This window comes from Hymenobacter sp. HDW8 (assembly GCF_011305775.1).
Classification (GTDB): domain Bacteria; phylum Bacteroidota; class Bacteroidia; order Cytophagales; family Hymenobacteraceae; genus Hymenobacter; species Hymenobacter radiodurans.
The window spans coordinates 3,466,707-3,491,160 of sequence record NZ_CP049907.1; the positions used below are offsets into that span (position 1 = coordinate 3,466,707).

Here is a 24,454-nt window from a genome sequence, read left to right on the forward strand (position 1 = left end):
CCGGGCCAAACCCGAAAAGCCTCCCAGCTAGCTGCGAGGTAAGTTTTTGACGTTGTCGTCTGGGTCGCGGTCAATTAATTCATTAAATGGGTCAATACCAGCCTTTACCGGTTTTTCGGACACGAGTATCTCCAGTTTATTGGTGCCCGCTTTTAATCGAGTTTTGCGCCGGTACAGTGGCTCGTCGCGCCACTTGCCGTTTACTTTCCGCTCGGTGAGCACGGCAATGTCAATCCAGTCATTCATGGGCGCCGGTTTTTCGTTGCCCAAACTGTCGGCATAAAATTTCTTACTGTTCAGGTTCAGCGTGACCTGATATTTGCCCCCCGGTAGCTTTTTGTAAGAAACCGAATCGACGCGGTTTTCATACAGCGTAATGCGCTCAAACATATCCGTAATCAGGTACTGCAAAGAGTCGGGCGTAACCTGGCGTAGGTGGCGTATCAAGTCTGGCGAGGTAGTGTAAGGCGGCTGCTGAAACTTTACCTCTTTGATATAGGCCGCCAACGCTTGGTTTACCTTGTCTTCCCCCACGTAATCCTGCAAGGCGTACATCGCCACCGAGCCCTTACGATAGTGGATATACTGCTGATTCTCTACCTTATACAACGGCTGTTCCTTGCTTTGCTCCGTGGCCCTGCCAGTAAGGTAACGGTCCATTTCATGCTTCAAGAATTTGCGCATGCGGGCCTCGCCGTAGAGCTGCTTCATCACCATAAGGGCGGCATACTGTGACAGAGTTTCCGACATCATAGTAGAGCCCTGCACGTTGGCCCCAATTACTTGATGAGCCCACCATTGGTGCGCTACCTCGTGGGCCGTCACATAGTAGGGGTAATCCACATCCTCAGGGTCGGTAGAGTCTATTTTGGCGATAAAGCCGATGTTCTCCGAGTAAGGAATGGTGTTGGGAAAGCTTTGAGCAAAGGACTGATAACCCGGAAACTCCACGATGCGTACTTGCCGGTGTTGGTAAGGGCCGAAGTTTTTAGTGAAATACGTCAGGCCGTCCTGCACGCCGCGCACCATGCGGTCGAGGTTATACTCGTGGCCAGGCTGGTAATAAATGGCAATATCGACATCGTTCCACTTAGCCTTGCGCACGGCATAGCGGGCCGATTGGAAAGAATAAAAGTTGAGAATAGGCGCGTCCATCTCGTAGCGGAAATAGCGGCGTCCGTTCTCGGTCCATTCCTTTTTCAAGTAGCCGGGCGCCAGCGCTAGCTGGTCAGGCTCGGTGCTGACGGTGGCGGCGAAGCGCACCCAGTCCGCGTCGTGGCTGATGTAAGTGTTGCGGCGGGCAGCAGTGTCAGTGAGCGACGCCATGCGCGGCTTGGGGGGCAAATTATAGTCCTTGCGCGTTTCCTCGTCGCTGATTTCGGCCTGTGGGTTATAGCCAATATTAGGCAGCAGTTGACTATTGATGAAAGTGCCGTTGTACACGACGCTGGTGCGGTTCGTCACGTTCTCGAAGCCTGGGGCCGCATAATACAAATCGAAGCGCAGCGGCAGGGAGTCGCCGGGAGCTAGGGGCTTGGCTAATCGCTGCACATAGAAGCCCATAAGCGAATCGGAGAGGACTGTGCGGGCTGGTGCCGCGCCAACTGCGCCGAGAGCCAGCAAGCGAATACGAGCCTCCTGCGGTAGGTTTAACTGCACCGAATCGATGGGCTGACCGGTTTTGTTGCGCAGCCAGTACTGGCCCCGCAGGCGCACTTCCTGCCGGCTCGGAAATAGGTCAGCTTGCACTTCCACGGCCGTAATGCGAGGCTGTGGGCGCTTGCCCAAGCGGCTGTATTTTTTCTCAAATTCTACGGTCAGCTTCTCTTGCGTTTTAGAGCCTTGGTAGCGATTGAGCACATTCGTATTATAATAAATAAAGCCTCCCACGATTAGAAAAGTGAGCAAACCCGCGCCCATCGCCAAGCGGGCCGGGCCGGTAAAGCGGCTGCCCGCCAGCTTTTGGCGCACGTTGCCGCTAGTTTCGGTGCCGCGCACCCAGAGTAAATTGGCCCCTACGGCCAGCACCAGCGCCAAACCCGCCCAGTACAGCTTAAACCACATGTACGGCCCAATAAAGTGGCCAAATTTGTTCAGGGCCGAGTACTGTATGCCGGGGTCGGAGCCGTAGATGGCCAAGTTGTGCTCAATGCCGAGTTGGCTCGCAAAAAGCGTGAACATGTAATACAGCAGCATCACGAAGTGCCCCAGATACTTATGATTGACCAGCACATGCACGGCTATTGCCAACACCACCAAGAGCCAGTAATCAAGGAGCCGCAGTCCGAATAGATACTGGATGTACAGCCCGAGCTCGAATTGGAAGTAGCCGGAGAAAATCTGCGTTAGCAAACCACAAACCAGCACGATTACTTGCAGCACCACTGGCACCAGTAGCAGGGCCGCTAGCTTAGAAGCCAAGGGTACCCAGTTAGGCAGGGGCAGGGCGTCATAAATCTGATTTAGATGAGCATCCCGCTCCCGCCACACTAGCTCGCCGGCGTAGAAAGTGATGATTGCCAGCGAGAACAGGCTGAAGGATCCCGACAAAATGATGGCCACCTGCGCCGTGACGGGGAAGGTTCGGGTGTCAAAGATCTTCCCGATCTGTAGGGCCGCAGCCAGCAAAAAGGCCAAGCCCGCTACCACGATAGCAATGAAATAGGGGCTGCGGATGATATCCAGAAACTCTAGCTTGGTCAGGCGGGCCCACTGGCGCAAGTACTGGCTGGTGCCAAACTGTTGGTGTACGCGCGGCAGCACGACGCTGGCCGTGGTAGGCACTACGTCTAAGCCGGGCCGCTCGGCACGGCGCCGTATGGGGCCTTCGGCAGCACTTTGGCTGAAGCGAAAACGCCAGAAGCAGAAGCCCAGCAGCGCTAAGCCTACTCCAAGCCACACTACGCGGTTGCCGAGCAACAGGCCCGTAAGTGGCACTATCTGGGTGTTTTTCTCGGCCGTCGTCCAGTATTTGGTGAGCTCGCGCGTGGCACCGCTGCCCATCGGGTCGAGTAAGCTACCGAGGGTTTTGTTATCGAGGTCGGAGAGCTGGCTTTGGGCCACGAAATACAGCACCAAAAACACGATGCTGCCCACATAAGTAGCCAGTGCCTTGCGCGTAAGCGTGCCGAGAGCAAAGAAAATGGCCCCCATCAGCAGCACGTTGGGCAGAACCACTATGAAGTAAGGGTTCAGATAATTCAGCAAACGCTGCGGCCCGATTCGGTCAGCCGGCATGCCCGGGATCAGCGTTCCAATAAATAAGCCTACCGCAATACCGCTGAGCACCAACATGGTAATAACGAGCGTACCAGCGAAGCGCCCTCCCAGATACCCCACTCGTGAGATGGGCGTGGTAAAGAGCAGCGGGTGCATGCGGGTTTCAAAATCGCGCAGAATGGCCGGCCCGAACATAGCCGAAATGAGCAGCACGCCCGGCACTAGGGTAAGCACAGTGGTGTAGCCATTCAAGGAGAAGGGCGAGTTTACGAACACCTTAGTGCCTACACTCACCGCTAATCCCTTGAAAAAGCCCCCCGACGTGAGCATCAGTAACAAAGCTAGCAGCAGCAGAATGCCGAAATAGATATAGGTAGCTGGTCGCCGCAGTCGGTACCACAGCTCAAAGCGAAATATTTGAAGGAACATAAGAGGAGAGAATTTTAGGCAAAAGGCCAGGAATGGAGAAGCTAAAAGGTGCAGCTTACGCCGTTACTTTCGCACGTTCAGCCTCCGCAATGCGGGAGAAATACACATCCTCTAAGGAAGGAACTACCGGCTCATAATCCGGGCCCGGCTGCCCATCACTGACCACGTGCACAATAGTTTGGCCCGCATAGAGGCGAGAGGAAATTACCTGCTGCTCCTGCTGCAGCGCCGGCAGCTGTTCCTTGGCAATAGCGCGGCGCCATACTTGGCCTTGCAACTCATTCATCACCACCAGCGGGTCGCCGGTCAGCAGCACTTGGCCTTTGTTAATAATGGCCATGTTGCGGCACAAGTCGCTCACGTCTGACACAATATGTGTGCTCAGAATAACGATAATATTCTCGCCAATCTCGCTTAGCAGGTTGTGAAAGCGGTTGCGCTCGGCCGGGTCGAGTCCAGCGGTGGGCTCATCCACGATGATGAGGCGCGGATTGCCGAGCAACGCCTGTGCAATACCGAAACGCTGCTTCATGCCCCCAGAATAGCCCCCCAAATTCTTGCGGCGCACATCATACAAGTTGGTTTTGTGCAGCAAAGCGGCCACCGTGGCTTTGCGCTCCTTGCTGTCGGAAAGGCCTTTGAGGACAGCGAAGTGGTCGAGCAAATCCTCGGCGGCTACTTTCGGATACACGCCAAACTCCTGCGGCAGATAGCCTAGAATGCGGCGCACCGCGTCTTTTTCGCGTAGCACGTCCAGTTCATCGAGGAAAATGCTGCCGCTGTCGGCTTCCTGCAAGGTGGCAATGGTGCGCATTAAGCTCGACTTGCCCGCGCCATTCGGTCCCAGCAGCCCGAACATGCCCGTCGGGATGGTTAGGTTCACGTCGCGCAGGGCCTGCACACCGTTGGAGTAAGTTTTCGACAGGTTTTTGATGACGAGGGCCATGCGTACGGATGAAGTTAAAAAGAAGGGAAAAAGGCAGGAATGTGGAAAAGACGGAAAGAATCAGCTGAAAGATAGAGAATAGCCTATAAGAGTTGCCCTTTCGGCGGAGAATCTTTACTGGGGGGCTTTTTGAGGGTATGAATCGCGGGGCTGGGGCCGGTATTACAGCCCGCAAAAAATAAATAGCTGGTCTTACCGCGTTTTTGAGCCCGGCATATCTTCCTACCTTCGCTCTCGAAGTCCCGATTACCTCTTACCGACTAGTTAAGCACATGCTCCGTACCCATACCTGCGGCGAACTTCGCCTCGAACACGCTGGCCAATCTGTTACTCTTTGCGGCTGGGTGCAGCGTACCCGCGACAAAGGCGGCATCCTCTGGATTGACCTGCGCGACCGTTATGGCCTCACTCAATTGGCTCTGGAAGAAGGCGTTGAAACAGCCGAAGTTCGGGAGCAAGCCCGCCAGCTGGGCCGTGAGTTTGTGCTCTGCGTGACGGGTAAAGTAGCCGAGCGCCACTCCAAAAACGATAAGATGCCCACCGGCAACATCGAGATTCGGGTGGAGAAGCTGGACGTGTTGAACCCCGCCAAATTGCCCCCCTTCCTCATCGAAGACGATACCGACGGCGGCGACGACCTGCGCATGAAGTACCGGTACCTCGACTTGCGCCGCTCACCCGTGCGCCGCAATCTGGAGTTGCGCCACCGCGTGGCCCAAGCCACGCGCCGCTTCCTCGATGGACAGGAGTTTATCGAAGTAGAAACGCCGGTCCTCATCAAAAGCACCCCGGAAGGTGCCCGCGACTTTGTGGTGCCTTCCCGTATGAACCCCGGCGAGTTTTACGCCCTGCCCCAGTCGCCTCAGACGTTCAAGCAGCTGCTGATGGTGTCGGGCTTCGACCGCTATTTCCAAATTGTAAAGTGCTTCCGCGACGAAGACCTGCGCGCCGACCGCCAGCCCGAGTTCACCCAGATTGACTGCGAAATGTCGTTCGTGGAGCAGGAAGATATTCTGCGCACCTTCGAGGGCCTGGTGCAGTACCTGTTTAAAGAAGTAAAGGGCCTGGAAATTGGGGAGTTACCGCGCATGACCTACGCCGACGCCATGCGCTTCTACGGCAACGACAAGCCCGACACGCGCTTCGAAATGAAGTTTGTGGAGCTCAAAAACGCCGAAAAAACGCCCCCCACGGCTGCCCAAACGCAGGATATCGTATCGGGCTATAACTTCCCGGTGTTCGAGAGCGCTGAATTGGTCGTTGGTATCAACGCCTTCAACAGCGCTGTGTACACCCGCAAGCAACTCGATGAGCTGACCGAATTTGTCAAGCGGCCTCAAATTGGTGCTACGGGCCTGATTTACGCCCGCGTGGAGTCTGATGGCAGCGTAAAATCGTCGGTGGATAAATTCTATTCGCAGGAAGTATTGCAGCAGTGGAAAGCTGCGTTCAATGCTGCGCCCGGCGATTTGCTCCTCATTCTGGCCGGTGAAGCCAACCGCACGCGCAAGGCGCTTTCGGAACTGCGTCTGGAGATTGGCCAGCGCATGGGCTTGCGGGATAAAGACACGTTCTCCCCGCTGTGGGTCGTGGATTTTCCGTTGCTTGAGTTCAACGAGGAGGAAAATCGCTACTTCGCCATGCACCACCCGTTCACCTCGCCTAAGCCCGAGGATATCGCCCTGCTCGACAGCCCCGATACCATCGGTCAGGTGCGCGCCAATGCCTATGACATGGTCATTAACGGCGTGGAAGTGGGGGGCGGCTCCATCCGTATTCACGACCGCACGGTGCAAGCGCGCATGTTCTCGCTACTCGGCTTCTCGGATGAGGAGGCGCAGGCTCAGTTCGGCTTCCTGCTCGATGCCTTCGAGTACGGCGCTCCGCCCCACGGCGGCATCGCTTTCGGTTTCGACCGCCTCTGCAGCCTCTTCGGCGGCGCCGATTCCATCCGCGACTTTATTGCCTTCCCCAAAAACAACTCCGGCCGCGACGTAATGATCGACTCGCCTTCCCCGATTTCGGGTGCGCAGCTGAAGGAGCTCAGCATTGCTACGGCGGTGGTGGGAAAGTAGTCTGACTAGGATTTACATTATGCCTCATTACCTAGCAACATGTAGGTAATGAGGCTTTTTATTTTAGTGAGATGATAGAGGTAAGATACAATCGATGGAGTGCCTGAATGCAGGGTGCTTTTGGAATTGTTATAATCGTAGCAGGAATGGGTGGGATGTATAGTTCAGAAGGTGAGGGGGCCACTTTCGCTTGCCTATTCTTCGCAATAATCGGAGCTATACTTTTTCATGTAGCAAGGCTTCGTGTCAAAGAAAAAGATGTATTGTTAAGGCTCACGCCGGAGCAAATATGGACCAAGGAATTTGGCTGGCAGCCGTGGGAGAAGATGGTAGTAACCTTAGAATTTAGCTCGCGCCGAGGCTATATACTGGAGATTCACAAGCATTATGAATTCACACCACGTTTTTATGAAAACGTTTCAACTCTTACTATTGGAGTGGATGAGTTAAAGCAGTGGATACGACGCTCTAGTATTCACATAAGCGAATAGTATTATCTATCATAACTCCCAAATTGCATTAAAATTTGCCCCCCAGAGCCCAAAAACGCTATCTTGGCACTATAGCCCGCTAGCCACACCTATCCCATGCAGATTCTGCGCAAAACTCCGCTTGACCAAATCTTTGTCTTAGACATCGAAACGGTGCCGTGCGTGGGCTGCCACGACGATCTGGATGATATGCTGCGTCTGCTCTGGGAACACAAGTGCCACGCCCTGCGCCGCGACAAAGGCTGGCGCACCGGCCCTGAGGATGTGGAGCCTATGCCCTCACACCTAGAGGCCGCCAGCTTATTTGCCCAGGCGGGTATTTACGCCGAGTTTGGCCGGGTGGTATGCATTTCAGTGGGTTGTTTCAACTTTGACAAGCAGGAAGAAACCTGGCGCTTTCGTGTCAAGTCTTTCGCCGATGAAGATGAGAAACTGATGCTGCGCGAGTTCTCGGCGTTGCTGGCTCGCAAGCCCCAGTATTTGCTTTGCGCCCACAACGGCAAAGAGTTTGACTTTCCTTACCTAGGGCGCCGTCTGCTCATCAATGGCCTACCGCTACCGCCGCAGCTGGATATTGCTGGCAAAAAGCCCTGGGAAGTAGCGCACTTCGACACGATGGAACTGTGGAAATTCGGCGACCGAAAGTCTTACACGTCGTTGCCGCTGCTAGCCGCTATGTTCGGCATCCCAACACCCAAAGACGATATCAACGGCGGTGATGTAGCGCGCGTGTATTACGATGAAAAGGACTTGCCGCGCATCGTGAAATATTGCCAGAAAGACATTATTACAACGGCGCGCGTGCTACAGAAATTTCGCGGCGACGAGCCTTTCCATGATGACGCAGTAGTGTACGCCGATGATGTAAGCACCGTGATGCGTCGGTCGTAATGGTTGATAGCTCCACCCGACAAGCCTTGATCAATGGCGTAACAGCTGTATACTTCTTACCCGTAATGGATACTGATATAGCGGGTAATTACCTCGGAATTCAGCTTGTGCTCACCTAGGAAGCATAAGAGCCGACGTCGAATAATCAGGTTTCTATTGATAAATTAATAAGCTGATAGAAAAATTATATGGCATTGACGTTCAATGTTTTGTATTTTTATACATGGAATATATTTCAGAAAAATTTGTACTATTATTCCTTCTTCCATCTACATATTCGTGAATAGCTATGACTTACAACTTACTAGAAGCCGTTAAGAATTGCTTCACTACAGAGGCTCTGCGGCAAACTGGGGTAGCTGCGGTGGGAGAAAGCGACGCCAGTATTGAAAGAGCTGTATCGAGGGTAACTGCTTTGGTAATCAATAGCCTGGCGGGCTTAGCTGAACAGGCCGGTGGCGCCGAGGTTCTGTGGAGCATGGCTCGGGAGGCACATGAACAAGGTGTATTACGGCCATCCAGTGGACGGTTGATAGGAGGGGGAGGCTGGCAGAGCCGGGGCGCAGAGCTGATGAGATCTTTACTTAGCGACCGCTACAGTAGTACGGTAGAAGCTGTGTCGGATAGTGCTGGTAGCCAAAATACTACCGTGAATAATCTGCTGGGATTATCTACACCCATCACGCTAGGCATACTCGGCCGCCATGCTGCTGAGAACGAGCTGGACTCCCAGGGTTTGAGCCTGTGGCTACAGGAGCAGCGCCGAATGGTAGGAGCTATTCAGCCGGATTTGGCTCGCCCTCATGCCCCGCAGCCGCCAACGCAACCTCAGACGCAGGGGCCAAGCCAAGCGCAGACTATTCCCCGGCCGAGCCCTATGAATTTTGACGTGCGCGATAATGGAGCGAGTTATAGCCCTGAAGTGGTTGGGCTGCAAAACCGCCGTGTGGCAGCCGTAAGCGACTACTATCAGCCGGAAGCCGCGCCTGCAAAAAAGGCTACCTGGTCTTCCAGTTGGCTGGGCTTGGGCGCTTTGTTAGTGGCAGTGGCTGCCGCGCTCGGATATTTCTTGGGGCAGGACCGTATAAATCTGGGCTTCAATCGTCTTACGGGCAATACCGAAGAGGTTGCTGCGGTGCCAGCGCCTACGACTGCTAGCACCAGCACTTCCCAGGGTCGCTACGACGAAGCTACCGGTAACTATATCTACGACACGGGCCTTCCCACTCTGATTAAGATGAGTGATGGCACGCGGCTAATGGTAGGCTCTAATTCGACGGAGCACAAGCTGTATCAGTTTTTAGCAAATGATGCTGCCCAAGTTGACTCGGTGAATCGGACGAAGGGATGGATTAGCTTCGACCGAGTGTATTTCGCGCCGTCTAGCGCTACCCTCACGCCTGAGTCGCAGCAACAGTTGCAGAATGTGGCAGCCATCCTGAAAAATTTTCCCCGCGCCAAAGTGCGCATTGGGGGCTACACCGATAACAGTGGTAGCTTCGCCGGCAATATGAAAATGAGCGAAGGCCGTGCGAATGCAGCCATGGCCGCGCTCGTGGATATGGGTATTGACGCTACCCGAATTACCAGCAAAGGCTATGGGCAGAAAATCCCCATTGCCAGCAACGATACCGAGGACGGCCGCGCCCTTAACCGTCGTATCAGCCTGCGCGTTACCCGCAAGTAGGGCCTAAGTTTTATAGTTGTTTCGAAGAGCCTCCTTATTCAATAAGGAGGCTTTTTTTTGGTGATCGGGCACTAAAAAGCCCCCCAGAAGTTATCAAGGTCAATGGCGGGTTAGCACTTGCCGATAAAGTAAATCAAGGAGGAAGGCGCGATATTTCGATAGGTATAATGATAGGAATAGATATCAACTGGAGCGAAATTCTGGCAAATGTCAGCGTGTATGCGCTGCTGATTGGCGCGGCTTCGTGGGTGGCAAAGGCGCTGGGCGAGCAATTTTTAAAAATGCGGTTTCGGGCCTATGAGAAGGAATTAGAAACCAAGTCGGTTGAGTTCAAGGCCCAACTCGACCGAAGTCTGGAGCAGTTCCGGGCGGAGCTACAACTGGCCAATACCAAAGACTCCCGGCTCCACGAGAAGCGGATGCTGGTGCTGGAAAGTCTTTACCAAAAAATAGTGAGCCTGAACCTGGCTCTGAAAGATATGACGGCCACACTAAAATTTATTCACGTCGATGCCGACCAGGAAGAGGATGAACGCATTAAAACGGCCAGCCAAGCATACGACGCGTTTATAAAGTACTACACCGAAAATAAGATCTTCTTTTCCCTGGAATCGTGTGCTCAGTTAGACGCGCTGCGCAACAGCTATTTCGACAGCATGCAGCAGTATAATGCGTCGGGATTTATAATGGGAAGCAACGGTTTTCGTCCTGACTTTGGGAAGGCGCAGATGGCCTCTGAAATAGTGCGCAAATCGATTCCGCTAGTCATGCAAAATATCGAGAATGATTTTCGGCAGTTGTTGGGCGTCAGGTAAGAAGGTAGAGAGAAATAAAAAAGGAGCGGCTGATCGGCCGCTCCTTTTTAGTGGGTTGTAAGCACGCTTCTACAAAACTCCGCTTACCAGGCCTGGCAGCACACCCAATACAACCGTAAGCACAGCCAAAATTATCAGCACTGCCGATTGGAAACTGCCGACGGCTATTGGCGCCTCGGTCTCGTCATCGGCGGGCTTCATGTACATCGCGATAATAGGTCGCAGGTAGTAGTAAATGCCAACCATCGACATGATGACAGCGAAGACGACTAAGCCAATATAGCCTTTATCGACCGCTGCGCCGAATAGGAAAAACTTGCCAAAAAAGCCCCCCGTGAGCGGAATACCGGCCAGGGAAAGCATCGCGATGGTCATCACAAAAGCGAGGAGCGGATTGGTGCGGGCCAAACCGTTCAGCCCATCATAGTCTTCGCGCTGGCGCTGATCGTGCACGAGTTTGAGCACCCCGAAGGCCGCTACAGTGGCGATGGAGTAGGCTAAAGAATAGAAGAAAATGCCATTGGCTGAAAGCCCACTGAGCTCACCATTAAACGCTACCAAGCCAATAAGCAGGTAACCCGCGTGGGAAATACTGGAGTAAGCCAGCATACGCTTGACACTCTGCTGAGCCACGGCACCCACGTTGCCGATAAGCAGCGTAAGCGCACACATAGCTACAATGGTAGGAATCCAGAAGCCCTGAGCGGCGGGGAAAGCCTGCACCAATAGTTTTAGAAATGCCGCAAAACCAGCCGTTTTCACCACGGTGCTCATAAAGGCCGCGAAGAAGGTAGGGGTGCCTTCGTACACGTCGGGCGTCCAGTAGTGAAAAGGGGCAGCCGACACTTTAAAGCCAATACCAATAAGCATTAACAGAATGCCGATGTAGAGCATGGGGCGCAGCGAATCGTTGGCGGGATTCGTAACGGCCGCGCCAATTTCGCTCAGCTGGAAAGCGCCGGTGGCACCGTACACTAAGGCAATACCAAAGAGCAGAATGCCGGTGGCAAACGAGCCCATCAGGAAGTATTTTAGCGAGGCTTCGTTGGAGCGCACGTTACGCTTATCGGAGCCGGCCACTACGTACATGGAAATGCTCAGGATTTCGATGCCAACGAACAACATGAGCATGTTGTCGTAGCTGACCATCATAATGGCCCCACGAGGGAGAACAGCAGCAGGGAATAATACTCAGCGAGGTTGGCTTCGTTGTCGCGCACGTATTTCTGCGAGAATGGCAGCAGCAATAGCGTCGTCAAGACTACAATGCCCGTGAAAGCGACCGAGAACCGGTCGATGGTAAGCATGTTATTGAAATACGACTGCGCAGGCGCGTTCCAATCATACAAATTAGCTCCGAAAACGATCAGCAGAATAACCATAGCTGCGGGCAGCAGCATGCGGTTGGAGCGCAGAAAGCCTAAGAAGAGGTTGGCGATGCCAAGAACGGAAAGTAATATAATAGAGGCCATTGGCAGGATGTAACACCAATCTCCAGCGTTGCTGTGCTTTGGTGAGTCGTTGAATGAGGTCGTTCCAGAAAGGCGAACGACGCTTAGAACTTACCGCTGCATTAAGCTCAGAATCCGAATCACGCTGGGTTCTGACATTTGCAGGAAGGTATTTGGAAACAAGCCAATCCAGAAAATCATAAAGATTAAGGGCACCAGCACGGCTAGCTCGGCTCCATTCAGGTCGCGGAAGGCGGCGGTGAAGGAAGTAGCCGGGCCGAGCATGACGCGCTGGAACATGCGCAGCAAATAAACAGCCCCCAGAATAATGGTGATGCCCGCTACCGCGCCCAGCCAGTTGTTGTATTGAAATACACCCGCCAGCAGCAGAAACTCTCCTACGAAACCGCTTGTGAGGGGTAAAGCTACCGTGGCTAGTAGCACAACTAGGAAGCTCACGGAGAGCAGCGGCGTCGTTTGGGTCAGGCCACCAAGCTCGGGAATTAGGCGCGTATTGGTGCGGCGCTGAATGATGTCGGCAATGAAGAACATGCCCACGACGTTCACGCCGTGCGCCAGCATCTGCACAACAGCGCCCTGCAAACCCATCTGTGTGAGTGAAAATACACCCGCTGCCATCAGGCCCACGTGGGAGAGAGAGGAGTAAGCAATCAACCGCTTCATGTCGCGCTGACGGATGGCGATGATAGCGCCGTAGATAATGCCGATAACAGCCAGAATCATAACCAGCCAACCCCATTGGCTTACGCCTAGTGGCGTGATGGGCAGGAGCCAGCGCAGGCAACCGTAAATGCCCATTTTCAGCATAATGCCCGAGAGCAGCATGGTAGCCGGGGCGGGAGCTTCGGTGTACGTATCGGGCTGCCAGGTATGGAAGGGGAAAATGGGCATCTTCACCGCGAAGGCAATAAAGATCAGCCAGAACAGCCACGATTGCTCCGCAGCCGTTAGGCTCAAGTCGTAGAAAGCTTGTAGGTCGGAGGTGTGAGCGGCCAGGCCATTGGCGGCGGGGCCGGTCTGGTAGTAGAGGTACACGAAGCCGGCCAGCATAAACAGCGAGCCAATAATCGTGTAGAGGAAAAACTTGAACGTAACAGCCACACGCCGCTCCCCGCCCCAAATGCCGGCCAGGAAGTAGATCGGAATGAGGGCCACTTCCCAGAAGAAGTAGAACAGGAACGCATCCATGGAAGTGAATACCCCAATCAGGCCGGTTTCCATGAATAGCACCAGCGCATAGAAAGCCGACGCGTTCTTATAATCGTGGCGGAAGGAAGCCAGCAGAATCAGCGGCACCAGAAAGGTGGTGAGGAGCACGAGCAGCAAGCTCAGCCCGTCCATGCCAACGTGGAAGCTGATGCCCGCCGAAGCAATCCAAGGCAGGTTTACTTCCAACTGCCCAACATTGCTAGCATCAAAAGTAACGGCTGCGTACACCGCGACAATAAACTCCAGCAGTGCCGCACCAAAGGCGAATACACGTCCAGCATTGCCTTTGACAAAGTGCAACAGCAGCGCGGCGGCTAGAGGAAAGAAAAGGAGAAGAGCTGTAAGCATTATTTACCGTGTGGTACGTGTCGAGATCTAAAACTTGCCAAAATTCAGCGCCAAAATCAGCACGATACCTACTACCATAAGGATTAAGTACACGCCAATTGTACCAGTCTGTACATAGCGTAATAATTGCCCCCCACCCAGAGTCAGGCGGCCTAATCCATTCACGATTGGGTCGATGATGCCTTGCTCCACGAAGCGGTACAGGCCGCGCGACAAGCCCATGATAGGACGCACGAAGAGGGCGTTGTACAACTCATCGATGTAGTACTTGTGGTACACCAAGCTCTCGGGTGCCGAGCGCTGCGCTTCGTCGGCCACGGGGCGCACCCCGCGGGAAACGTACTGCACGTAGGCGAAGATGATACCGAGCACGCCAGCCGCTACAGAAGCGCCGATGAGCATGAGTTCGGTACTGTGATCAATTTCGCCGGTGAAGGCTGAAGGATTGATTTGGCGAGAATATGTGAAGATGGGCGCTAGGAAATCGGCCAGATAATGCTTGCCCCCTAGGAACATAGGTGCACCCATAAAGCCCCCACGGCCGCCAGAATAGCCAGAATAATCAGCGGCAGCGTCATTGAGGCCGGCGACTCGTGCAAGTGGTGCTTCTGTTCTTCGGTGCCTCGGAACTCGCCGAAGAAGGTGAGGAAAAGCAGACGGAACATGTAGAAAGCCGTCAGGAAGGCAGTAAACAAGCCAACTGCCCACATGAGCTTGTTGTGCTCGTAGGTATGCGCCAGAATCTCGTCTTTCGAGAAAAAACCCGAGAACGGCGGAATGCCCGAAATGGCTAAGCAGCCAATAAAGAACGTGAGGAAGGTAATAGGCAAAGCCTTACGCAGGCCGCCCATCCGGCGAATGTCCTGCTCGTTGCTCATGGCGTGAATCACGGAGCCAGCGCCGAGGAACATTAAGGCCTTGAAGAAAGCGTGGGTCAGGACGTGGAATAGGGAAGACGTATAGCCCATCACGCCCAAAGCCAGGAACATATAGCCGAGTTGGGAAACCGTGGAGTAAGCCAGAACTTTCTTGATGTCGTTCTGCGCCAGACCGATAGTAGCTGCAAATAGCGCCGTGGCCAAACCAATAATACCTACTACTTCAAGCGTAGCCGGAGCCAGGGTGAACAGCACATTGGCCCGCAACACCATATAAATACCGGCCGTTACCATGGTAGCGGCGTGAATGAGCGCTGACACGGGCGTAGGGCCGGCCATAGCGTCGGGGAGCCAGGTGTAGAGCGGCAACTGAGCCGATTTACCCATTGCACCCACGAAAAGGAGCAGGGTAATAGCCGTCAGGATGCTGACGGTGTAAGGACCAAACTGGCTGAGTGCGGCCTTCTGGAATACCTCAGCGTACTGAACTGAGTCGAAGGTGAGGTAGATGAGGAAGATGCCGAGCAGGAAGCCAAGGTCACCGATGCGGTTGATAATGAAGGCTTTTTTGGCGGCGTTGTTGTAATCGTGGTTTTTATTCCAGAAGCCAATGAGCAGGTAGGAGCAAAGTCCCACACCTTCCCAGCCAATAAACAGAATTACAAAATTGGCCCCCAGCACCAGCACCAGCATGCTGAATATGAACAGGTTGAGAAAGCTGAAGAACTTACCCACGTTCTCATCTTGGGCCATGTAGCCGATGCTGTACACATGAATCAGGAAACCCACACCCGTCACGAGCAGCAGCATAATCAGGCTGAGCTGATCGATCTGATATTGGAAGGGAATGCGCAGGGAGCCGACCGTAATCCAATCGAAGAGCTGTACCGTGTACTGCCGCTCAAACGTGGTAAACAGATAGATAGAGATCAGGAAGGAGCCCAGCACCGTAGCGCTACCAATCAGGCCAGCCACAGTGGCTGACAAGCGCTTATTCAGTAAGCCATTGATCAGGAAGCCCAGGAAGGGCAACAACGGAATAAGAATGTACAGCAGCGTGGAGTGAGGAGCGCCGTAATTGGGTAAAACGAGTTCTTGCATATGAGGTATGCTTATAAGCAAACACGAGTCATCCGGAGCCTGATGAGAACTTGGTGCCCGTTGAGTGAATGATTCATGGCAACGGGGCTAAGTCTTTCAAGCATCAAGACGACAGGTGGATTATCATTACCACTTCAAACGGCTAAGCAGATTGACGTCGGTGTTCTGGAAATTTCGATAGATCATCACGATGATGCCTAAGCCCACCGACACCTCGGCAGCGGCCACCGCCATGATGAAAAACACGAAAACCTGCCCGTTTGGGTCGGCACGATACGCGGAAAAGGCGGTTAGCAAAACATTCGTGGCATTGAGCATCAGCTCAATGCACATGAAAATAATGATGGCGTTGCGCCGCGCGAGCACTCCTGCTACGCCAATGGCAAACAAGGCCGTGGCAAAGAAGACGTAATACTGAAGCGGGACGGTGCGAATGACTTCCGGGATGGTCTGTTCCATGCAATTGGGCTAGCCGACAAAGCAAAAAGCCCCCCGAAGCTCGGCCGGGGCTAATTAGCTGGCAAAGGTATCCTGAAAATCGGAAAACGCACACTCTATAGGCAGCTAACACGAAGCTCAGCCATGCTTTAGCTGCTGAGGTAAGAGAGTAATAATAACTAGCCAAACCAGCCAGAGACGTTTTGGCACAAGGAGCAAAAAGCCCACCAGGGTCAAAGTACAGGGGTAGAAGCGCTCGCCCGGATGGTGTATGCTATTACCTAGGTGGAGAGGAGTGCCGCAAAGCCAGCCGTTCAGCCTTCTTTCTGCGGCTCCAGCAGATACTTTGGCCGCTATAAAGTATTTTGCTATTTCATCCGTCTGTCTCGGCAGAATGGAAACGCTACCTCTCACGCTCGACGCGACGCTGGCAATGACCGCAGGCCACCAGGACCAGCAGATACAAGAAGCCGTGCGCGCACAACGCGGCCGGCTGCTGCAGTTCATCCGGCGCCGTATTCCCAACGAGGCGGAGGCGGAAGACGTGCTGCAGGACGTCTTTGCCGAACTCGTTGAAAGCTACCGCCTGCTCAAACCTGTGGAGCAAGCCGCCGCTTGGCTCTTTCGGGTGGCCCGCAACAAAATCACGGACCTCTACCGTCGCAAAAAAGCTGTTTCGTTGGAAAATGAGCTAGTCAGCGGCTTTGACGACGAAGACGATTCTCTGTTGCTCGCTGATGTGCTGCCCGCTCACGACGACTCCCCGGAAAACCGCTTGCTGCGCGAAACGCTGATGGAGGCGCTGGCAGAAGCGCTAGAAGAATTGCCCCCCAACCAGCGTCAGGTGTTCGTGTGGCACGAGTTGGAGGAGAAAACATTCCGCGAGATGGAAGCCGAAACCGGCGTACCGCTCAAAACCCTGATTTCCCGCAAGCACTACGCCGTTCAGCACCTGCGCAAGCGCCTGCAGAAACTGTACACCGAGCTATTCACTGATTAAAAAGCCCCCAGATGAGGCGCATTTTCGCAAGCCTCGCCTCGGTGACAAGACATACTTCATAAAACCACCCCCATGAATCGTTCATTCTGGCTGCTACGCGGCCTCAAGTTTTTCTTCTTCGCAACAATGTTTGTGGCCGCCGCTGGCTTCGTAACCATGAGCTTGTGGAACTGGCTGGTGCCCGTGCTCTTTAACGGGCCTGCTATCAGCTTCTGGCAAACCCTCGGCTTGCTTATCCTTACCCGTATTCTGTTTGGTGGCTGGGGCCGCGGCGGCCGTCCCGGCGACTGGAGCCGGCGCCGCGAAATCTGGCGCAAGAAAATGGAGTCACGTATGGCCCACCTAACCCCGGAGGAGCAGGAGAAATTTCGCCAAAAAATGCGCACCAGTTGCGGCCCGCCGTGGATGCGGCGCCAAGAGCCAGAACAAGCACCGACGGCTACCACAGCCTAAAAAAAGCCCCCTAGAATCTCAGGGGGCTTTTTTTAGGCTGTAATCTCATGTATAATTTATTCTAGGCTTCCTCCGGCTGCCCAACGCAGTGTAGCCTGCACCTGCGCGTATTTGGCTTGCAGCTCTGCCAACTTTACTCGTGCGCTGACGAGTGAGGCTTCGCGGGAATTGAGCAGAAACACGGAGCTCTCACCGTTTTCAAATCGGATTTGCTCGCCGTTGCGTAGCCTCTGGGAGTTTTCCACTACCTGCTCCTGCACGCGAAGCTGCTCGCGCAGAGCCTCCCAATCGTTGGCGACGGTGCGCACGGTAGTTTGTACCTCCCGCGTGTCCTGTTGCAGACTTAGTTCGGCTTCGCGCCGCTTTAGTTGGTTGAGCTGCAGCTTGCTTCGTTCTTGGCGCAGCAACAGCGGGTATTGGAAGCTCAGGCCCAGCTTGTAGTTGTTGGTGAGATATGCATTGGTCCATTGCATATCGCCTTCAGGCTGGAATGGCTGCCCAGTGCGCAATAGGTTGTAATCTACTGATAGCTTGGGTAATAGCTTGTTAGATAAAAGCCGGCGTTCAATGCCTAATTGGTTGAGCTTGGCCCGCGACTTTGCCAATTCAGGGTGTATTTGACTAGCCAGGTTCACCAGCGCCTCCACCGAATCGGGGGGCAATGAGCGCCACGCAGCGGGGGCGGGTAAGGCTTCGGGGCGCGAGGTGGGGGGCAATTCTCGTGGCTGATTCTGCTCGTCCCACAAATAGTTACTAAGCAGGAGCGTCACATTTTGCCACTGTACCCGCGCCTGCACCAGTTGCGCCTGCCGATTCTGAAGTTCAGTGAGTGCTTCTACCGAGTCGATGGCTGCCAGATCGCCCTGCCGGACCCGCTCACGCACCGCCCTGAATCGTACCTCCGCCAACTCGGCATTATAGCGTAATAGTTCTAAGCGTTGGTGGCTCAAGCTCCACTCCCAATAGTCTTTGGCCGCCGATAGTAAAAGCTTGTTGAGGGCGCCACGGCGTTCGGCTTCGGCTAGGCCGGCCAATGCCTGTGCTTGGCGGATGGCCGCCCGGCGTTCATCAATGAGCAAGCCTTGCGCTAGGGGCACCGATATGCCCAGATAGCTTAGGCCACTTTCGGGTGTCCGTACTTGCTGGCTTACGTAGGTGCCCACATTGCGCTCAAAGCCGGCTTTCAAGTCAAAGCCAAACCACACCGGTACCTTCAGGGTATTGTCCCAGGTATTAAAATAGTCTTTGCTACCCAACGTCTTGCCGTAGTATTTGCTGCTTACAGATGGATCGAGCAGGCCGCGGGCGTAGCGAATTTCCTGCTGGGCGCGCTCGGGCAGCAAGCCAGCCTGCCGAGCCACTGGGTGCCGTAACGTAACGTGCGTAAACAGATCGGTGAGCGTAAAGACCAGCTGCGTGGTATCGCGCGGCAGTGGCTGTGCCGTCGCCCAACCGGTGGACAGCAACCCCGTTCCCAGGAGCACAACCAGCAAAAAGACGGAACGAACCATAAAAGGCAAAGGTGATTTGGGCGATAGGATTAGAATACTTAGTAGTAGCTGTATAAACAGCGCTTACTCTTCAGCCGTAGCATACTTTTCTGTGTTGTCGGTTTTTACCAGCTTATCAACCGCCTTTGGCTTGCCCACAAAATTGGGCGGGAAGCCATTCAGCTGACGCCACAGTTCATACCAAATCGGTACATCGTTGAGCAATGCCCAGCCATACACGCCACTGCCTACCCGCAACGGATCGGGCCAAGCCTCCGTGTTAGGATCAGGAGTAACGAGCACGCGGTACTGCCCCTGACTGTCAATGTTGTCGATGACGGACACTACGCCCCCGAAGGTGCCGAAGCTCGTGCCGGGCCAGCCCGAAAACACCAGCGCGGGCCAGCCATCAAATTGCAGTCGAACTTTGCGGCCCACCGAAAGCAGCGGAATATCCATTGGCTTCACGTAAAGCTCAGCGGCCAGCTGGGGCGTTGAAGGCATCACGGTCACGATAGGCTCGCCCTCCTTGATGATCTCACCTAAACCTTGTTTCAGCGCGCGCACTACATATCCGTCCTGCGGAGCAGTGATCCGGTAAAAGGCATTGCGTAAGGTTAGATTTGCGTATTCATTGCGCATCTTGGCAATTTGGCCTTCGGTATCAAACTGGTAGGCCGTAGCACTACGCCGGTCACTTTCCGACTTTGCTAGCTTGTCTTGATACTCAGCACTGAGCGACAGCAACTCCAAACGGGCATTTACTAACTCCTGCTGACTTACGCCCAGCTTATTAGCCACTGCCTGTTGTTTGGCCGTCGATTCCTGAAACTTAAGCCGCCGCTGCTCCAACTCAGTTAGGGATTTTAGGCCCTGCTTGTAAAGATTTTCCTGGCGCTCCAGTTGCTGCCGCGCAATAGCAAAGTCAGTGTTAGCGGCCACCAACTCGGCGCTGTCGCTGCGTACTTTAAGGCGCGATTGCAGCACCTTATTGCGGGCTTTATCTAGGCTGACATTTAATGCTTGGCGCAGCGCTACTTGTTGCTGGCCCAACGCCGCCGCCTTTGCCCCGTTCTCCCGCAAAGAGCCTTCCTTGGCCAGTAGCTGCTCACGGGTCCGGATCAGCAACTCGGGATCAAAATACTTGTCCTTGATTTCTGCGATTTCAACCAGCGTATCACCACGCTGTACTAGCTGGCCCTCCCGAACGCGCCACCGCACAATTCGCCCCCCAATCGTGCTGGGAACGGTTTGTGGACGATCTTGCGGGCGGAGGGTTGTCAGCGTACCGTTGGAACGGATATTCTGCGTCCAGGGTAGAAAGCCGCATAACAGCACCAGCAGACCTAGCGCTCCGCACCAACGGGCCAGCACCCGTCCGGTACGCGGTGTCTGCACCTTGCCAAACGAACTAAATCGATTGGCTTCAGGATGGGTTTCAGGAAGTCTATACTCAGTGAACGGCATGCTGTGGAAGGAATTATATATTGTTTGAAGAAGGCCTCACAGGAAGACTATTCTACGCGACACATTATAGTAACCTGTTCAGTAGGAGTGCTCTGAATTTATAGGTGAATGATTCGTAGCATTTAGATTGTCAGCAGCTCTTGCAGTTCAGGTTGCTGAGCAACCGTCGCGTAATCTCCAACCGCTACTAGGTTTCCCTCGCGAAGCACCGCGACACGTGGGCAGAGCGCCAGCACGCGCGGTTCGCTGGAAGCCACAATCAGGGTCCAAGGAAGTTCGGGAGCGAGAAGGCGCTTGAGAATGCGAAAGCGCTCGGCAGACTCAACAGCAGGCAAAAAATGATCGAGCAATAGTAGGCGCGGACGACGAACCAATGCTCTGGCCAGCAGCAGCTTCTGCTTTGCGTTGTCGGGGAGGGGAGAACCAGCAGTAAGAACGGTAGCTAAGCCCTGAGGCCAAGCGTTTATTTTATCACGAAGTCCCACCAAGTCAAGCGCCCAAGTCACATCGGAGGGTAGTATCTCGGGCTGATTCAGGGTCAGGTTTTCCAGCACCGAGCCAGTGAACAAATGCTGATGGGAAAAATTCTCGCCTACCGTGCGCGATAATGCTTCGGGGGAGAGGTCACGTAGTGCTGTGCCGTCGAACGTAACCACTCCTTGGTAGCCATCGAGTAAGCCCCCCAGAACGCGTAGAAGCGTGGTCTTGCCTGATCCATCGTAGCCAGCTAAACCCAGATGCTCCTTTGGGTTTAGCTGCAGGGATACATCGTTGAGTACTGAGCGTGAGGCGTAAGGATAGCTATAGGACACCAACCGCAACTCGACAGCTAAGCCTTGCACGCCAGTATCAGTGAGGGGCAAATTGGCTCCAGGCTGCTTCTCTATCGTGGGCAAGTCCAGCACATGCCCAATCTTATTGATTGAAGTCAGCGCATCATACACCACGTCCAGCTTAATCAATACTTTCTCTACTGCCCCGATTGTCAAAATGATTATAATCTCGGAGGCTACAAACTGGCCAATATTGATTTGCTTATTGATGAGCAGCCAGCAGCCGATGGTTAGCAAGCCAGCTGTAATCAACGTTTTGAACCCCACAAACCCTAGGTATTGCGCCATCAGCACCCGAAAGTGTGAGCGGCGGGCCGAGAGGTAGCCATTGACATGATCGTCCGTACGATCAAGCACTAAGGTGTGACGGGGTGCTAGGCGAAATGTGTGCACGGTGCGGGCGACATCTTCCAGCCAGGATACAACGCGGTACTTATATTCCGATTCGGTGAGGCTGGTTTGTATTCCCTGATACCACGTTAGGCGTAGCAGTATGCCTAGCATTAGGACCAGCAACAGACCAAATGCTATAAAAATCGGGTGATAAAAGGACAGCAGGATTAGCCCAAACAAAATCTGGAGCCCTGCCGACGTGAAGTCAATGAGCAGGATAACCATTCCTTTCTGAAGAGTAGGCGTGTCGAGCATTCGATTCATCAACTCTGGCAGATACTCGTTGCCTAGTGCCTCTGTACGCACCCGCGGCAGGCGCACGGCAAAGTCGAAAGAAACCCGCGCAAACAAGCGTTGCTGCAGAAACTCCACTAGATAGATCTGCATAATCTGGAGGCAGCCAACCAGCAGTGTACCCACCACAATAAAAATAATGAGCACTATCAGTGAGGTACTTACCGCTCCGCTCGAGACAAACCCAATCACGCTTTGTACCCCTAAGGGCAACGACAAGCTGATAAACCCAGCCAGCGCAGCGTATACGTAGAGGTAGGCGATATCACGGCGCTCAGTAAGCAGAAGCTGCCATAAGCGCTGACCTGGTGTCGGTCCTGATGAGGTTGAAGCCATTGCTAAAGCCTGCTGATGATCAATTATTTGTTTAAGACAGAAAAAGCCATGTGCTCTAGAAACCCAAAGATGTCTTTACCAGCCGTCGCGGGTGATGGAGCGTCGGCTAGGGAAGGCAGGTGCTGGGAAAAAAAGAGCTGCTTGCGAGCCGTTTCCAGCAACGTGCTTACCAATGCGTGTGGGTAGGGGTAGTGGGGGGCAATTTCCTGCACTACGAGGGCCACATCAGCACATAAGGATTTGTACTCCCGATAAAACCCGCTATGATTTACCTCGTCAACCTCGTGCGTTAGGTAGGTTTTGGATGCCTCCGCTACCACAACGCGATACAAGGCCGCTTCATCGAAGTCGGCGGTTGTAGCAATGTCTAGGTGAGCATTTGTGATGATGTTCAGGATAAGCCGCAGCCGCTCGCGTGGGTCAGCTACGTTGTGAGTATGAAACCTGATTTGAAAGCGCAGCGATGCCCAATGCCATGAAATAAGGTAAACAAGCAGACGGTGCTTGTTTTCGAAGTAGCGATAAAGAGAAGCCTCCGTAGAGCCCATCTGCTGTGCTAACTTTTTGAACGTGAATTGTTCAAAGCCAATCTGATCGATAAGCTGTACGCTGGCAGCAATGATTTTGCGGCCTAGATCAGTTTCCTGAGGGTCGCGCAAGAAGAGCTTATGATTAAGCTCCGGACGTAGAGTCGTCATCTCTAAAGGAGGAAAGTATTAAATGGCAAGGTGAGGCAGGCGACTCTGGTAGGCAGAAAACCGTTCGCTCTGACGCGAAGATATACCACCTTCGTCCATAATAGTTTTACTATTATGAATAATTAATGTGCTTTTAATTTCAAAATTTGAATATTGTGTAATCCGAGATTAAAATCGAATAGGTAGCCAGCAACATAGCTATTGTGAAATGCCAGGATTGATTAACGCTAAAAGCAAAAAGCCCCCCTGATTAATCAGGGGGGCTTTTTGCTTTTGACTTGAGGATAAGATTAGAAGTTTCGCTCTCCTGTTTCCCGCTTCCCGAGCATCATAGCACCGACCATAGCCACTATGAACAATACCGACACCAACTCAAATGGCAGCATGTATTGTTTATACAGCACTATGCCCAGCCGATCTACCATTCCTATTTGCGAATCGAAAGCAGTAGCGCTTGCACCTCCGGGCTGGATATCACGTAGGGCTGCAACCAAAATGAGCAACAACGAGCCGCCAGCTATAGCCGCCGCTATTTTAGACAAAGCTGATTTACGAGGCTCTGCGTCAGCATTCAGGTTCAGGAACATGATTACGAATAGGAACAGCACCATAATAGCCCCGGCGTACACAATGATGTTTACCGCTGCTAAGAACTGAGCGTTCAACAGCAGATAATGCCCTGATATTGTGAAAAACGTCAGAATCAAAAAGAGCACGCTATGCACTGGGTTTTTGGCAAGTACCACGCCCAATGCACTAAACAGTGCTACAAATGACAGAAAGAGAAAGAGAGGAGACATAAGCGAAGGAAATACCGTCAGAAACAAGGCAGCCGGGCTGCAACTACGTGTTACAGGTTAGGCGGGCTGTTGGGCCATTTTGTTACGTAATGCCTCGGCCTGCTCAGGGGTGAGTTGAATGCCTCGCTGTGAGCGCGCATCCGGCGACACTGGTTCTACCAATCGGTCTTTGCCATAGATAAACTCGTCGCGCTCGAAGCGTGGAGGGGCCATTTTATCGGCTTGCAAGTATACGGCAGCTTTGGGGCAGGCTTCTTCGCATAAGCCGCAGAAGATGCAGCGTAGCATGTTTACCTCGTAGCTAACGGCGTATTTCTCTTCGCGGTAGAGACCTTCTTCACCTTTTTTACGCTCACCAGCTACCATCGTAATAGCTTCAGCGGGGCAGGCCACAGCACATAGGCCGCAAGCTGTGCACCGCTCCCGGCCCTGCTCATCACGCTTGAGCACGTGCAGACCACGGAAAATAGGAGAGAAGGGCCGGGTCTCCTCTGGATACCGAATGGTAGCTTTCTTGGAGAAGAAGTGCCGCATCGTAATGCTTAGACCCTGGAAAATAGCCGGCAAATACGCTCGTTCAGCGAGCGTCATCGGCTTCTTCGCCAGTATCTTGGCTCTATTGCTTAAAGGTTGCATGGTGATTTAGTTTCTAAATCCGAGTGAGGCAGATGTGCAGCCTGGAAATTTACTT

The 24,454-nt window shown here is 53.6% G+C and carries 16 protein-coding genes and 2 pseudogenes; 6 read left to right on the plus strand and 12 right to left on the minus strand.

Features of this window, described 5'->3' with window-relative positions; genetic code table 11:
- Positions 1-27 precede the first annotated feature (27 nt).
- Both G7064_RS14795 and G7064_RS14800 read right to left on the minus strand, forming a co-directional pair.
- On the minus strand, positions 28-3,648 hold the full coding sequence (locus G7064_RS14795) for an ABC transporter permease/M1 family aminopeptidase (RefSeq protein ID WP_166074191.1): 3,621 nt from the start codon (positions 3,646-3,648) through the stop codon (positions 28-30).
- A 55-nt stretch (positions 3,649-3,703) separates the two neighbouring features.
- On the minus strand, positions 3,704-4,594 hold the full coding sequence (locus G7064_RS14800; RefSeq protein WP_166074192.1) for an ABC transporter ATP-binding protein: 891 nt from the start codon (positions 4,592-4,594) through the stop codon (positions 3,704-3,706).
- A gap of 272 nt (positions 4,595-4,866) precedes the next feature.
- Between G7064_RS14800 and aspS the strand changes: the two genes are divergently transcribed.
- The 4 genes from aspS to G7064_RS14820 all read left to right on the plus strand — a co-directional run bounded on the left by aspS (position 4,867) and on the right by G7064_RS14820 (position 10,553).
- Positions 4,867-6,669, plus strand: coding sequence for an aspartate--tRNA ligase (aspS, locus tag G7064_RS14805; RefSeq protein WP_166074193.1), 1,803 nt, complete (start codon positions 4,867-4,869; stop codon positions 6,667-6,669).
- 587 nt (positions 6,670-7,256) lie between these two features.
- The gene (locus G7064_RS14810; RefSeq protein WP_205711121.1) at positions 7,257-8,051 is read left to right on the plus strand and encodes a 3'-5' exonuclease; all 795 of its coding nucleotides are present in this window, start codon (positions 7,257-7,259) and stop codon (positions 8,049-8,051) included.
- Positions 8,052-8,340: 289 nt separating this feature from the next.
- Positions 8,341-9,738, plus strand: a complete 1,398-nt coding sequence (locus G7064_RS14815; RefSeq protein WP_166074194.1) for an OmpA family protein — start codon at positions 8,341-8,343, stop codon at positions 9,736-9,738.
- A 167-nt stretch (positions 9,739-9,905) separates the two neighbouring features.
- A complete protein-coding gene (locus tag G7064_RS14820) occupies positions 9,906-10,553 on the plus strand; it encodes a hypothetical protein (protein ID WP_166074195.1) in 648 nt (215 codons plus the stop codon).
- Between the two features lie 69 nt (positions 10,554-10,622).
- Here G7064_RS14820 and G7064_RS14825 read toward each other — a convergent pair.
- From G7064_RS14825 to nuoK, 4 genes and pseudogenes are all read right to left on the minus strand, one after another.
- Positions 10,623-12,025, minus strand: a pseudogene (locus G7064_RS14825) (NADH-quinone oxidoreductase subunit N).
- 90 nt (positions 12,026-12,115) lie between these two features.
- Positions 12,116-13,582: a NuoM family protein gene (locus tag G7064_RS14830; protein ID WP_166074196.1), complete on the minus strand. Its 1,467-nt coding sequence runs from the start codon at positions 13,580-13,582 to the stop codon at positions 12,116-12,118.
- Between the two features lie 27 nt (positions 13,583-13,609).
- Positions 13,610-15,561 (minus strand): annotated as a pseudogene (gene nuoL / locus G7064_RS14835) (NADH-quinone oxidoreductase subunit L).
- A 126-nt stretch (positions 15,562-15,687) separates the two neighbouring features.
- On the minus strand, positions 15,688-16,020 hold the full coding sequence (gene nuoK, locus G7064_RS14840; protein WP_133274073.1) for an NADH-quinone oxidoreductase subunit NuoK: 333 nt from the start codon (positions 16,018-16,020) through the stop codon (positions 15,688-15,690).
- Between the two features lie 373 nt (positions 16,021-16,393).
- On the opposite strand from nuoK, the gene G7064_RS14845 reads away from it, so the two are divergent.
- Entirely contained in the window at positions 16,394-16,999 is a 606-nt protein-coding gene (locus tag G7064_RS14845) for an RNA polymerase sigma factor (protein ID WP_240731491.1), read from the plus strand.
- A gap of 72 nt (positions 17,000-17,071) precedes the next feature.
- Complete coding sequence (locus tag G7064_RS14850) at positions 17,072-17,452, plus strand: DUF1682 domain-containing protein (RefSeq protein ID WP_166074197.1); 381 nt, start codon at positions 17,072-17,074, stop codon at positions 17,450-17,452.
- Positions 17,453-17,508: 56 nt separating this feature from the next.
- Here the strand turns inward: G7064_RS14850 and G7064_RS14855 are convergent, their stop codons facing one another.
- The 6 genes from G7064_RS14855 to G7064_RS14880 all read right to left on the minus strand — a co-directional run bounded on the left by G7064_RS14855 (position 17,509) and on the right by G7064_RS14880 (position 24,399).
- Positions 17,509-18,963: a TolC family protein gene (locus tag G7064_RS14855; protein ID WP_166074198.1), complete on the minus strand. Its 1,455-nt coding sequence runs from the start codon at positions 18,961-18,963 to the stop codon at positions 17,509-17,511.
- Between the two features lie 63 nt (positions 18,964-19,026).
- The gene (locus tag G7064_RS14860) at positions 19,027-20,409 is read right to left on the minus strand and encodes an HlyD family secretion protein (RefSeq protein ID WP_166074199.1); all 1,383 of its coding nucleotides are present in this window, start codon (positions 20,407-20,409) and stop codon (positions 19,027-19,029) included.
- 122 nt (positions 20,410-20,531) lie between these two features.
- Positions 20,532-22,265, minus strand: coding sequence for a peptidase domain-containing ABC transporter (locus tag G7064_RS14865; RefSeq protein WP_133274070.1), 1,734 nt, complete (start codon positions 22,263-22,265; stop codon positions 20,532-20,534).
- A gap of 23 nt (positions 22,266-22,288) precedes the next feature.
- Positions 22,289-22,963 carry a TetR/AcrR family transcriptional regulator gene (locus G7064_RS14870; protein ID WP_166074200.1) on the minus strand — a complete coding sequence of 225 codons (675 nt, stop codon included), beginning with the start codon at positions 22,961-22,963 and terminating at the stop codon, positions 22,289-22,291.
- Positions 22,964-23,253: 290 nt separating this feature from the next.
- A complete protein-coding gene (locus G7064_RS14875; RefSeq protein WP_166074201.1) occupies positions 23,254-23,763 on the minus strand; it encodes an NADH-quinone oxidoreductase subunit J in 510 nt (169 codons plus the stop codon).
- A gap of 57 nt (positions 23,764-23,820) precedes the next feature.
- On the minus strand, positions 23,821-24,399 hold the full coding sequence (locus G7064_RS14880) for a NuoI/complex I 23 kDa subunit family protein (protein ID WP_133274067.1): 579 nt from the start codon (positions 24,397-24,399) through the stop codon (positions 23,821-23,823).
- Positions 24,400-24,454: the final 55 nt, after the last annotated feature.